This is a genomic window from Bombilactobacillus apium, assembly GCF_013385145.1.
Lineage (GTDB): Bacteria > Bacillota > Bacilli > Lactobacillales > Lactobacillaceae > Bombilactobacillus > Bombilactobacillus apium.
The window spans coordinates 39,690-52,327 of the sequence record NZ_JABZEC010000008.1; the positions used below are offsets into that span (position 1 = coordinate 39,690).

General features: G+C 39.4%; 14 protein-coding genes and 1 pseudogene. 12 read left to right on the forward strand and 3 right to left on the reverse strand.

Annotated elements, in window-relative coordinates:
• Window positions 1–12 precede the first annotated feature (12 nt).
• A complete protein-coding gene (gene glmM / locus HU830_RS08125) occupies window positions 13–1,377 on the forward strand; it encodes a phosphoglucosamine mutase (protein ID WP_176943251.1) in 1,365 nt (454 codons plus the stop codon).
• A 153-nt stretch (window positions 1,378–1,530) separates the two neighbouring features.
• Here the strand turns inward: glmM and HU830_RS08130 are convergent, their stop codons facing one another.
• Window positions 1,531–2,349: an SPFH domain-containing protein gene (locus HU830_RS08130; RefSeq protein WP_176943252.1), complete on the reverse strand. Its 819-nt coding sequence runs from the start codon at window positions 2,347–2,349 to the stop codon at window positions 1,531–1,533.
• Window positions 2,334–2,705, reverse strand: a complete 372-nt coding sequence (locus HU830_RS08135) for a hypothetical protein (RefSeq protein ID WP_176943253.1) — start codon at window positions 2,703–2,705, stop codon at window positions 2,334–2,336. Before HU830_RS08135 ends, HU830_RS08130 begins: the two co-directional genes overlap by 16 nt.
• A 205-nt stretch (window positions 2,706–2,910) precedes the next feature.
• Between HU830_RS08135 and glmS the strand changes: the two genes are divergently transcribed.
• The 11 genes from glmS (at window position 2,911) to HU830_RS08190 (ending at window position 12,015) form a co-directional block, all read left to right on the forward strand.
• Complete coding sequence (gene glmS / locus HU830_RS08140) at window positions 2,911–4,722, forward strand: glutamine--fructose-6-phosphate transaminase (isomerizing) (protein WP_176943254.1); 1,812 nt, start codon at window positions 2,911–2,913, stop codon at window positions 4,720–4,722.
• 84 nt (window positions 4,723–4,806) lie between these two features.
• Window positions 4,807–5,325 carry a VanZ family protein gene (locus tag HU830_RS08145; RefSeq protein WP_176943255.1) on the forward strand — a complete coding sequence of 173 codons (519 nt, stop codon included), beginning with the start codon at window positions 4,807–4,809 and terminating at the stop codon, window positions 5,323–5,325.
• 71 nt (window positions 5,326–5,396) lie between these two features.
• Window positions 5,397–6,128: a YebC/PmpR family DNA-binding transcriptional regulator gene (locus HU830_RS08150; RefSeq protein ID WP_176943256.1), complete on the forward strand. Its 732-nt coding sequence runs from the start codon at window positions 5,397–5,399 to the stop codon at window positions 6,126–6,128.
• Window positions 6,129–6,226: 98 nt separating this feature from the next.
• Window positions 6,227–7,198 (forward strand): competence type IV pilus ATPase ComGA, encoded by a 972-nt coding sequence (gene comGA, locus HU830_RS08155; protein ID WP_176943257.1) that lies wholly within the window; start codon window positions 6,227–6,229, stop codon window positions 7,196–7,198.
• Entirely contained in the window at window positions 7,164–8,165 is a 1,002-nt protein-coding gene (locus HU830_RS08160) for a type II secretion system F family protein (protein ID WP_176943258.1), read from the forward strand. Before comGA ends, HU830_RS08160 begins: the two co-directional genes overlap by 35 nt.
• 2 nt (window positions 8,166–8,167) lie before the next feature.
• Entirely contained in the window at window positions 8,168–8,473 is a 306-nt protein-coding gene (gene comGC / locus HU830_RS08165) for a competence type IV pilus major pilin ComGC (RefSeq protein ID WP_176943259.1), read from the forward strand.
• Window positions 8,424–8,897, forward strand: coding sequence for a hypothetical protein (locus HU830_RS08170; RefSeq protein ID WP_176943260.1), 474 nt, complete (start codon window positions 8,424–8,426; stop codon window positions 8,895–8,897). The genes comGC and HU830_RS08170 overlap by 50 nt, the downstream gene beginning before the upstream one ends.
• Entirely contained in the window at window positions 8,881–9,189 is a 309-nt protein-coding gene (locus HU830_RS08175; protein ID WP_176943261.1) for a hypothetical protein, read from the forward strand. The genes HU830_RS08170 and HU830_RS08175 overlap by 17 nt, the downstream gene beginning before the upstream one ends.
• Window positions 9,116–9,595, forward strand: coding sequence for a hypothetical protein (locus tag HU830_RS08180; protein WP_176943262.1), 480 nt, complete (start codon window positions 9,116–9,118; stop codon window positions 9,593–9,595). The genes HU830_RS08175 and HU830_RS08180 overlap by 74 nt, the downstream gene beginning before the upstream one ends.
• A gap of 202 nt (window positions 9,596–9,797) precedes the next feature.
• Window positions 9,798–10,832, forward strand: coding sequence for a class I SAM-dependent methyltransferase (locus HU830_RS08185; RefSeq protein ID WP_176943263.1), 1,035 nt, complete (start codon window positions 9,798–9,800; stop codon window positions 10,830–10,832).
• Window positions 10,825–12,015, forward strand: coding sequence for an acetate/propionate family kinase (locus HU830_RS08190; RefSeq protein ID WP_176943264.1), 1,191 nt, complete (start codon window positions 10,825–10,827; stop codon window positions 12,013–12,015). The genes HU830_RS08185 and HU830_RS08190 overlap by 8 nt, the downstream gene beginning before the upstream one ends.
• 358 nt (window positions 12,016–12,373) lie before the next feature.
• Here HU830_RS08190 and HU830_RS08195 read toward each other — a convergent pair.
• Window positions 12,374–12,580: pseudogene (locus HU830_RS08195) on the reverse strand (transposase); the annotation flags it as partial.
• Between the last annotated feature and the right edge of the window lie 58 nt (window positions 12,581–12,638).

Sequence of the window (12,638 nt, forward strand, 5' to 3'; positions counted from 1 at the left end):
GGTTAATAAATAATGACAAAATATTTTGGAACAGATGGGGTTCGGGGAATAGCCAATCAAGAGTTGACCCCAGAACTAGCTTTTAAGTTAGGCCGAGCTGGAGGATATGTCTTAGCGCAGCAAAAAGATAACGATGAAGCCCCAGTTGTTTTAGTGGCTCGAGATACTCGTAAATCGGGACAAATGTTACAGTCAGCGCTGATTTCTGGTTTGTTATCGGTCGGAATTGAGGTCTTGAACTTGGGTATTATTACAACTCCCGCAGTATCTTACTTGGTTCGAGTTCAAGATGCTGATGCAGGGATTATGATTTCTGCTTCCCATAATCCGGCTCAGGATAATGGAATTAAATTCTTCGGCTCTGATGGTTATAAATTAAAGGATTCAACCGAAGAAGAGATTGAAAACTTCCTAGATCAAGAAGTAGATACCTTGCCACGGCCAGCAGCTGCGGGATTAGGAGTTTTAGAAGATTATCGTGAAGGTTCACTCAAGTATTTGGAATTTTTACGGCAAAGTTTATCAGAAGATCTCTCTGGTCTGAAGATAGTTTTAGATGGAGCTAATGGATCGACCAGCAAGTTATTAACAAAGTTATATGCTGATTTGAATGTTGATTTTACGACGATTGCTACTAATCCTGATGGAGTTAATATTAATAATGGGGTCGGTTCAACTCATCCAGAACGTCTGGCTAGAGAAGTTGTTGCCCAAAATGCTCAAGCCGGCTTAGCATTTGATGGTGATGGTGATCGGTGTATTGCGGTTGATGAAAAGGGAAACATTGTTGATGGCGATAAGATTATGTTCATTTTAGGAAATTATTTTAAAGCTCATGGACGTTTGAAAAAAGATACTATCGTAACTACAGTGATGAGTAATCTTGGACTGTATAAGGCTATTGAAGAGTACGGAATACATTCCGTCCAAACCGCGGTTGGCGATCGTCATGTGGCCGCAGAAATTGTTAAGAATGGCTACAATTTAGGGGGCGAACAGTCTGGTCATGTTATTATTTTTGATGTTCATAACACGGGAGACGGGATGCTAACCGGAATCCAATTATTGAACGTGATGAAGCAAACTGGTAAGTCCTTGTCAGAATTAGCAGCTCCAGTTCAAAACTATCCGCAAAAGTTGGTTAATATCCCGGTTCAAGATAAAAATAATTGGCAGCAACATCCCCAAATTCAGGCCGCTATTGAGGCCGTAGAAGCTGATATGGCTGGCGAGGGGAGAGTCTTAGTTCGGCCTAGTGGAACCGAGTCTTTACTACGAGTGATGGTGGAAGCCAAGACGACCGATCTAGCTATCCAATATACGCAACAAATTGCCCAAGTCGTTCAATCCGAAATGGGCCTAAAGACTGAAGATTAATTCTTTAAAAAATAAAATCCGTTTGACTTAGCCTTGATTACTAGGGAAGTCAAACGGGTTTTTAGTTTACTTTTAAAGAAAAAGTGAGACAAAAAATATGTTTAGAAAGCAAAGTTACTTTTATCAGAAACTATGAAAAAATTCGGCTTAATTTTAGTCCTTTGATTTTTTAATCGCTTGGGCCAGTAAAGCAGTTTGACCAAAACTAGAATTATCCTCATTGGGAATCACAATTAAATTAGTATCAGAATTAGCTAATTGCTTATAGGCATCAATTGATTGATTTTTAAAATATTTGTCGTCAGCATCTTGTAATCCGGCTTGAACAGTATCAATTCGATAGCGTTCGGCATCCGCTTGGGTTCGCGTAGCCTGGGCTTGAGCCTTAGCGGTCGCTATGAGGGCATTGTTTTCGGCTTCGTTCGTTAAGCGAATTGATTCGGCTTGACCTTCAGCCTTAGCAATTGCCGCAACTCGCTCCCGATCGGCGGTTAATTGCTTATCCATCGCTTTTTGAATTTCTTGTGAAGGTAAAAGTTCATCAATATTAATTCGGTCAACATTAATTCCGTAAGTGTTAGTCAAATCACCAATGGCCTGCGCTAAGTCGGCATTAATCTTGGCGGTTGAGCCCAAAGCATCGTTGAGTTCCATTCGGCCAATGATGTCACGTAAGTGTCCCCGAACTAATTGAGCCATGGATTCAATTGAATCAGTATTATTATATTCGAATTTAGCGGCATCCGTAACATGATAGTTTAAAGTGATGGAAGTGGAAACTTCCGCATTGTCCTTAGTAATAATCGAATAATGGGGTAGTTCGATGGGCCGCATTGCTAAATTAACGGTTCGAATACGTTGAACCAAAGGAATATAGAAGTGTAATCCAGATTCAACACTATGCTGATACTTTCCAAAAAGTTCGATCAAACCTTGACAATTTTGCGGGACAATCTTTAGTCCAAAGGGCATTGTTTTTCCTCATTTCTTGGTTTTAGAGCTTGTAAAGTGAGAACGTTACCAGTTGCGGCCAAAACTACATAATTCTTCTGTGCTTGGTAAGGTTCGTTATCGACAATTAAATAACGATAGAAAATACCATTTACTTGGACTAAACCTTCATCAGGAAAAACTTGTTGGGCGGAGACAATTTGATGAAGGGCTAAATTATTTTCAATCGTTGGGATGGTTTGCGGCTGAAAATTTAGATGTTCGTGGATATAGTGGAGAATTAGTTGCTCTAAAGTTACTTGTTCTTCCTGAGCTTTAACCTGAAGCTGATGATAGAGCTGGGGAGAAACTTGTAGATTAATTTGTGGATTAGTCATATAACCTCCCTTTAATGTTAACTTAACAAGATGCTAATATTATACCAGATTTAAATAGTTAAACAAAGCACACTTAGAAAAGGTAGATTAATCTAGACCAATTAAGCAAAAAATTGACATTGATTATGATTGCCGTTAAGATACCAATTGAAAACTAATCATTAAGTATTTTAAAGAGCTAGACCAATTATTGGAGTGATGATCAATGTGTGGAATTGTAGGTGTTGTCGGTAATGCTCAGGCAACAGAAATTTTATTAACTGGATTGGAAAAATTAGAATATCGGGGCTACGATTCTGCGGGAATTTACGTCCAAGCAAATCAAGGAGTCGACCATTTGCGAAAAAGTGTTGGTAAAATCGCCAATTTACGGCAGCAAATCACAGCCGAAGATCAGGGGACTTGTGGAATTGGCCACACTCGCTGGGCGACGCATGGGAAGGCGACCCAGGCTAATGCCCACCCGCATTACTCGCAGGACCGGCGCTTTTATTTAGTGCATAATGGGGTCTTAACTAATTACACCCAATTGCGGCAAAAATATTTGAAACAAGTTAATTTTGTTAGTGATACAGATACTGAAGTGGCCGTCCAATTAGTAGCTTACTTGGTCGACCAGGAACATTTAACAACTTTCGCTGCCTTTAAAAAAATGGTCCAGTTGGTGGAAGGATCCTATGCTTTTGCTTTAATAGATCAACAAAACCCGAATAGGATTTTTATTGCTAAAAATAAGAGTCCTCTTTTAGTCGGTTTGGGGAAAGATTGTAATTTAATCAGTTCTGATGCTATGGCTCTCTTAGACCAAACTCAGGAATTTTTAGAAATTAAAGATGGTGAGATTGGCATTATTAAGGCTCAAAAAGTTCAGCTTCAAGATGTTCAGGGACAGGAAGTTACTAGAGAATCCTACCAAGTTAAAATGGATCCTCAAGCGATCTCCAAGGGGACCTACGATAGTTATATGCTCAAAGAAATTGATGAACAGCCGGCAGTTTTGCGGCGAATTGTCCAGAAATATTTTAGCGATGATCGGATTCAGATTGATTCCGAGTTATTACACGAACTGGCCCAAGCAGATCGAATTTATATCGTGGCTGCAGGAACCAGTTACCATGCTGGCTTGGTGGGAAAAAATTTATTAGAACAATTGGCTCAAATTCCAGTCGAAGTAGAATTAGCGAGCGAGTTTGGCTATCATTTACCGCAACTATCAAAACATCCCTTCTTTATTTTCCTAAGCCAGAGTGGTGAAACTGCTGATAGCCGCCAAGCTTTAGTGCAGATCAAGGATCTTCATTATCCGATTTTGACTTTAACAAATGTTCCTAATTCTACCCTAGCTCGGGAAGCTGACTATACCTTATTGCTTCACGCTGGACCAGAAATTGCGGTGGCCTCGACGAAAGCTTATACAGCTCAAATCGCGGTGCAAGTGATTTTGGCGCAAGCTCTCAGTCAAGAAAAAGAATTGACACCAAGCAAGCCCTTAGCAGTTCAGCAACAGTTGGGCTTGGCGGCTAACGCGATGCAGTCCTTAGTTGATGCCAAGGAAGAAATTCAAGCTCTAGTTCAAAAATATTTTTCAAAGCAAGAAACGGTCTTTTTCATTGGGCGGGGTAATGGCTATGCGGTGGCCTTAGAGGCAGCTTTAAAATTAAAAGAAGTTTCCTATATTCATGCGGAAGGTTTTGCCGCGGGAGAGTTAAAACACGGGACAATTGCTTTGATTGAAGAACAGACACCAGTAGTGGCTTTCATTTTGGAAGGACAAACTGCGGCGCATACTCGGGGAAATATTCGAGAAGTTGTTAGTCGTGGTGCCCAAGCAATTGTTGTTAGTCAACGGCAATTTTCCCAAAAGGGTGATCAAATTATTTTCGCTAACTTAGATGAACGGATCAATGCTTTAGCAGCCATTGTGCCAATGCAATTATTGGCTTACTATGCTGCTTTAGAGCGCGGAAATGACGTCGATCAGCCACGAAATCTGGCTAAAAGTGTGACTGTAGAGTAAGAGAAACCGGTCTGAGTTATCATTCTGTTTTGACTGCGGTATAATGAACCTCTAGGTTCATATTTCAAGTAGTTGAGGTAGTTTATGAAAACGGATAAAAAATATTGGCTCTGGTTGATTGCGGTCTTTTTGGTTTTAGTAGGGCTTTTTGTCAGCTCTTCAATGACTTATCAGCAACAAACCTCAGTTCCTTTTTTGGAAAAACATTTATCCCAGCGACCGGGATTGGCTTTTCTACGGCAATTTCAATTTAATTATGGTGGAAAAACGCAATCGGTTACAGCGGTTGGTTACTTTAAATTTCTCGAGTTTTTAATTCGTAAATTGGCCCATCTAAGTGTTTTTGCATTATTGGCGGGCTTTAGTTTTATGTTTTTAAAATCTGAATTACGCCACTGGTGGGTAGCACCCATTGTAGCTTGGTTAGTAGCTACAGGCATAGCTGGTTTTGATGAATTTCATGAATCCTTAACGGGAGGACGGACTCCTTTAATCCAAGATGTGATGCTAGATAGTGTTGGGGCAATTATCGGAATCTTTGTAGCCTTAATTTGTTGGCGAATTTATTACGATTGGCGGCATCGAAAGCAGAGAAAACATTGAAGCCGTGGCCTTTTTTTGGTATGATTATTGGCGGCTTTATTACAAACTGATTTGGAAAGAAGGAGTAGCGGATGTCAGGACATTCAAAATGGCATAATATACAGGGACGTAAAAATGCCCAAGACGCAAAACGGGGCAAGATTTTCCAAAAATTGTCTCGGGAAATTTATATGGCAGCAAAGGGTGGTGATCCTGACCCCGCGAATAACGCCGCTCTTCGTTTGGTGATGGATAAGGCTCGAGCTGCTAACATGCCTAAGGATAATATTAAACGGGCGATTGAAAAAGCTTCTGGTGCCGGTGGGGAAAACTATGAAGAAATAACTTATGAAGGTTATGCTCCCGGCGGAGTTGCTGTTTTAGTTAATACCCTCACTGATAATAAGAATCGGACCGCAACCTCAGTACGGGTAGCTATTACTCGTAATGGTGGCAGTATGGGTTCTGCTGGTTCAGTTGCCTACTTATTTGACCGCAAAGGTTACTTAGTAATCGATCGGTCAACAACTGAGGCGGATGAAGACAAGATGTTGGAAGATCTAATGGAAGCTGGCGCTGACGATTTAGAAACTTCTGATGAAGCTTACGAAATTTATACTGAAGCTAAAGAGTTTACCAGTGTCCGGGATGCTTTGGAAGCCATGGGTTATCAATTAGCTAATGCCGAATTAACCATGATTCCTAAGAATACAGTTCCGGTTCCTGAAGATAAGCGGGAACAATTTGAACATATGATTGCTCAATTGGAAGATGACGAAGATGTTTCCGAAGTTTTCACCGCTGCTGCTGATTTTGAAGCTTAAAAATTAAATTTAAATTTTTAGATAAAAACTCTCCTTTTAAAAAGGGGAGTTTTTTTGTTTTTAGGGTAGTTTAAAAGTGAAGGGAGGATTTAGGTGCTATGCAAGCAGAAGATTATGTCCAGCAATTATTAACTTTCGCCTGTCGACGGCAGGTGACAGATATTTTTTTCTTACCCCAGCAACAACAAACAGTGATTAAGATGCGGGAAATGGATGGTCTCCATATTTATCAAATAGTCCCGGCGGCCTTTGTCGAAGGCGTAATGAACTATTTAAAATTTACTTCCAATATGGATATTAGCGAACATCGTCGTCCCCAGGTAGGAGCTCGACCCTTTATTTTTGAAGGTCAAGAGGTTAATCTGCGGCTGTCATCTTTAGGAGATTTTGCCAATCGAGAATCATTAGTTGTTCGTCTCCTCTATCCATTACGAAGGGAGATAGATTCCGAATTGCAGGTTAAGCTCTGGCAATCTCTCATGCAACAACATGGGTTAATTTTATTTAGTGGACCCACGGGCTCGGGGAAAACAACGGCCATGTATCAGTTGGTTAAAAGTTATAGTAGTGGAAAAGTTGTTTTAACCATTGAAGATCCCGTTGAAGTAATTGAGTCCGAATTTTTACAGATTCAAGTGAATCATCAGGCCCAGATGGGCTATGCGGATTTAATTAAAACTTCTTTACGCCACCGACCGGATGTTTTAATTCTGGGGGAAATTCGGGATGAAGAAACCGCGAGAATGGCGATTCGGGCCGCCTTAAGTGGTCATTTGGTTTTGTCAACAGTTCATGCGCGCAATAAATATGCAGTCGTGGGACGAATGATGGAACTAGGGGTAAACCAGTCAGAATTAGCGGCCGTCGTGACTTGTATTGTTTATCAAAGATTAATTTTACAAACGACGCAACAAATTAAAGTTTACCGAGATCTCTTGACAACTGAACGTTTATTAACCGCGATTAAGATTCCGCAAAGTAATTTCTGGGATTGGCAAAATCTATTACAAGATGATGTCCAGAAAGGATTACTGAATGAAAAAACTTATCAACAATTTTGCGGTGGTTAAACTTTCCCGCCGGCAGCAACCGTTTTTCTTAGATACATTGGCCAAATTACTACAAAATGGTTTTGCTTTAGAAGTAGCCTTGAAAACCTTAGAACTTTTGCTTCCCCAACAAAAGAGTGTTCTAGAACAGGTCCAAAAGCGACTTCAAGCTGGAGCAAGCTTAGATCTGGCTCTTTTGCCCACTGGAATTTCGGCGACAATTATCAGTCAGTTAGCAATTGCAGATGTGCACGGAAATTTACAGCAATGTCTGCAAGAAAATGTGCAAACTTTATTGGTTCGGCAAAAGAATCGTCATCAAATCGGAAATCTTTTAACCTATCCCTTATTTCTATTGGGGAGTCTAGGAACTTTGCTGCTTTTTTTGAGATTCGAAATGGCGGAACAATTACCCCGTTGGCATTGGACAGCGAACCAATTATGGATTTTGACTGCTATTGGGGGCTGTCTAGGTCTTCTAGTAATTATTCAAAGTTGCTGGTGGTGGCGCGCCACTACTTTACAGCGAGCCCTTCAAAAGACCCATTGGCCATTTGTTGGACCAATTTATCAAAATTATTTTCACTCCGTCATCTTGAGTGGCTTAGCCACCTTTTTAAAAAGCGGTCTCTCTTTACAAGAAGTCTTGCAGGCCAGCCAAGGATTGCCGCAGGCATCTTTACAACAACAATTAGCTGCTGAAATTCAACAACAACTACTTCAAGGACAATCTTTAACCCAGATTGTTCGCCGGCAACGACTTTTATCTAAAGAAATTAATGTTGCCCTTGGTTTGGGTCATACTCAGTTACAGTTAGCGGCTGAATTTCAGACTTTAGGGCAGATTAAGCATGATCGTTTACAGCAGCAATTGCAAAATTTAATTAACCTAATTCAACCTTGTTTATTTATTATTGTGGCGGGAGTTATCTTTGGGACTTATTTGAGTATTCTCTTGCCTATTTATCAAATGATGAAAGGACTTTAAAAATGAACTTTAAAACGAAACATTCAGCTTTTACCTTGATTGAAATGGTCATTGTTTTATTCATTATTTCCCTTTTGATGTTGATTATTATTCCTAATATTAACCAACAGAAGAAAGCGGCCCGTTCGAAGACCGATAATGCTTTTAAAACTACTTTGCAAACTCAAGTTAATATGTACGATGGTAGTAACCCGACCTGGGATGCGCTAGCCAAGGATAAGTATCTTTCCAATTCTCAATTAAAAAAGGCGACAAGTGATGGTTATACAATTAATGATGGCGTGGTTGAAGGTCCCGCGGCAAAGTAGGATGGGGGCTTTTACCTTAGTCGAAGCTGTAATTACCTTGAGCTTGATTTGTGGAATCTTATTGATTCCGGGGATTAATTATCAACGGCAACTAGAAATACAGCAAGAAAAGATTGCTTTGGCTAATTTTGAAAGTAACTGGAATAGTACGGTAAAAGCGGCCTATTTAAATCATAGCTTGGTAATCGTTCAGGTTAATAATAGTCAGCATGATATTTTATTTCGAGTTTTCTCCCAGCAAATTCAAAGTTATCACCAACATTTACCGCAGTCCTTGGCTTGTTATAGTAAGAAAGTTTTGATCAAGATTAAACCTAATTCAGTTCAGCCACAAACGATTCGTTTCTACTCAAAATTAACTGGAAACAATTATTATTATCGAATTCAAATGAAGTGGGGGCGCTTACTTGTTCAAAAAAGTTAAAGCTATTTTATTGTTGGACAGTATGCTCGGCTTCTTTCTAACTTTACAAACCCTAACCTTAATTCCCCTAACGGTTGTCCCCACACAGCAAAAGTTGCGGCAGGTGCAAGTTCGGACGGAATTAAAAGTGGCACTCTGGCAGAAATTGCAGCTACCACAACTTCAGAGTATCAGGTTAAATAGTAAGCTTTATTATTTCAAACAGCGAGGTTCGATTTTTGAAATTAGTCAGGGTCAAAATCACTTGGAATATGATTCACAAGGCCAAAAATTCCGCTTTTCTCCTCAGTGAGTTACTTGTTTCCTTATTTATTCTGAGCTTAACGGTAAGTTTAACCTTGATTTTGGCGCGAAATTATCAACAACAAAAGAACGGATTATGGCAAGAAACCAGTAGTGAATCAACGGCTATGTTGCAGTTAGAAGACATGTTTCGCGGAGCAGAGTTAAAGCAGGTAACTAGTAATGATGTGGCTTTTGTAACTTCAGCTAATTATAAATATCCGCGAAAATTGTATCATTTAAATATTTATCAAGATATGTTACGAGTTACGGGAGCTAGTGAAGGACATATGCCTTTATTAGTTCACCAAAAATCATTACAAATCAAGCTTCAACAAGAAACAGTTCATTTATTAGTTGTCGATCATCTGTCGCGAAAGTGGGAATATTATTTTGTCTTTAAGAAAAGTTCATAGCGCTTTTACCACCTTACTAGCTTTATTGATCTTAAATCTAGAGTCCCTACTGCTGCTGGTTTATTTGAATTACGAAAGCCAAGAAATCAAAAATCAGCAGCAGTTGGAGCAAATCTATACGCAAAAAATATTAGACTTTGCTAAATCCCGTAAATTTAGTTAACATAGAAACTGGAAGAATATAGCTAAGGGATGAAAATAAATGACGCGACAACCCAAACTTGATCAAGTATTCCAGTTTATTGATCAAACAACAGTCCAATTACAAAAAATTTTACGGGTCTCTTATCATGAAGCCCTCTCGGAAAATATTTTAAATATCTTACAACAAAAGACCTATGTAGAAGATGATTTTCCGACGCCAGAACAAGTAGCCCAATTAGATAAGGAATATCAAACTCTGACTTTACAAGATTATCCGCTAACTGTGGTTAAACAAGCTGTGGAATTAGCGATCGTTAAAGCCCAAAAAGTCGATCAAACGGAAGTTAATTTATTAATGACTCCAGATGCCATCGGCGTGATCACGGCTTTAATTGTCGCGGAGATTTTTCCTCAGAAAACTAGAAAACCTTTAAAAGTTGTTGACCCTTGTATGGGGAGTGGTAATCTATTGTTGACGGTTGCGCAACAACTGCAGACCAGCACTGATTTAACTTTCAATCTCACGGGTCTTGATAATAATGATAGCTTGTTAGCTCTGGCAACAGCCTATATGCAAGCTATTCAGCAACCCGTAGACTTGTATCAACAAGATGCAGTAGCTTACTGGTTGCAACATGATTATGATTTAGCTCTGGCTGATTTACCGGTGGGTTATTATCCGGTAGATGAAAATGTCGTGAATTTTAAGACTCGAGCAGAAGAAGGTCACTCTTATGCCCATCATTTAATTATTGAGCAAACCATGAAAAATATCCGTCCAGGTGGAATCGGTCTATTTGTAGTTCCCGCTCAGGTTTTTCAGACAGAGCAGGCTCCGATTCTAGCAAAATGGATGGTGGAATCGGTTTACTTACAAGCTGTTTTAAGTTTACCGAGTTCTTTATTTACAAGTGCCGCAGCTACAAAGTCAATTATTGTCTTGCAACGGCACGGAGAGCAGGCTCAACAAGCTCCCGAAGTTTTAATAGGTGAGATTGATGATCTAAATAAATCAACTAGTTTGGTAACCTTAAGAAATCAATTGCGTGATTGGAGCCAGAAAACATTTAATTGGGGGACAAATAATGACTAAGAAGATTTTAGTAGTTAACTCTGGAAGCTCAACTTTGAAATTCAAGCTATTTGAACTGCCGGCTGAAAAAGTGCTTGCCAAGGGAATGGTTGATCGTTTAGGAATTGATCATTCAGTTTTTGAATTAAGTTATCAAGATCAAAAGAATAAAATTGAACAACCAATTAAAAGTCACGAAGAAGCCGTTAGCTTGCTAGTTGAACAATTAGTTAAATCAGGAATCATTAATGACATTCATGAATTGGCTGGGATTGGTCATCGAGTTGTTTCTGGCGGACCGTTCTTTAAAGATTCAGTAGTTCTTGATGAAACTAATTTGAATAAATTGGCTCAAATTGATGATTATGCTCCATTGCACAATCCTGCCGAGCGCAAAGGGATTGGAGCCTTTGCCAAAATGTTACCAGATGTACCCCAAGTTGCCGTCTTTGATACAAGCTTCTATCAGAATCTTCCCAAGGTAAATCAAATTTATTCCATTCCTAAAGAATATACGGAGAAGTTTTCCGCTCGACGTTATGGAGCTCATGGAACTAGCCATACCTATGTTACCCATCAAGCTGCTAAGTTCTTAGGGGTAGATTATGATCAATTAAGAATGATTAGTTTGCATATGGGGAGCGGTGTATCAATTACTGCAGTTCAAAACGGTCAAGCAATTGATACCTCAATGGGCTTTACCCCGCTAGCCGGAGTGACAATGAGTTCACGGGCTGGAGATATTGATACGTCTTTGGTTGCTTTCTTAATGAATAAATTACAAATCAATGATATTAATGAAATGATCACGATTTTAAATAGTCAGTCAGGTTTGAAGGGGATTTCCGGTATTTCTCCAGATATGCGCGATTTGATTGCCGCTCGGGATACTAACCCAGATGCTCAATTGGCAATTGAAGTTTTCGTAAATCGGTTAATTAAATATGTCGGTAGTTATCTCACAGAAATGGCGGGAGTAGATGTCATGATCTTTACCGCTGGAATGGGTGAAAATAATCCGGCAATTCGCAAATCGGTTATGGAGCACTTTGCCTTCTTAGGAATGAAGGTTGACGACCAAGCAAATGAAAATGGCCACGGAGCTCGTAAGATTACGACTGCTGATTCTAAAATCACTGCTTTAGTTATTCCGACGGATGAGGAATTAGTCATTGCTCACGAATTCGAACGGTTAGTTAAGTAGTTTTATTTCTATAATATTTAGTGTTGGTGGAGAAATTCTACCAGCACTTTTTTCTTACAGCGATTTTTTGAGGCTAAAAAAGAATGCAGAATCCTCTCCCTTACAACCAAAGCAATTAAAAGTTGTTTTCTAGTCCAGATTTGATATGGTTGGTTCTGGAAATTAAATTAAGATAGATCTCGCTGTTTAATAGTGCTAATTGGTTTGATAAATCAATTAACCTTGAACACAATTTAAGCTGATCAGAAAAATATTTTTTGCCGTTTTTTTAATTCCCGACTTGGCGCTAGTAGATAAATGAAGAACAGAAAAATATTTTGCAATCGCCTAGATTTTTTATCAAAGGCAGATTACAAGTTTAATCCGAACAGGCTCTAAAAACTTCAATGGCAGTTTGGTACTGGTGAATCTTTAACGGTCGATAATTAATCAATTCCAAGGCCTCAAGAACTTGATCATTACTGACTGTTTGAAATTTAGTTCCTTTCGGGAAAAACCAACGTAATTTACGGTTGAAGTATTCATTGCTGCCACGTTCCCACGGTGAATAAGGATGGCAGAAGTAAAACTAAGCATCATATTCTGTCTCTAGGCCCTAATATCCAGAGAACCTCTTTACCTTG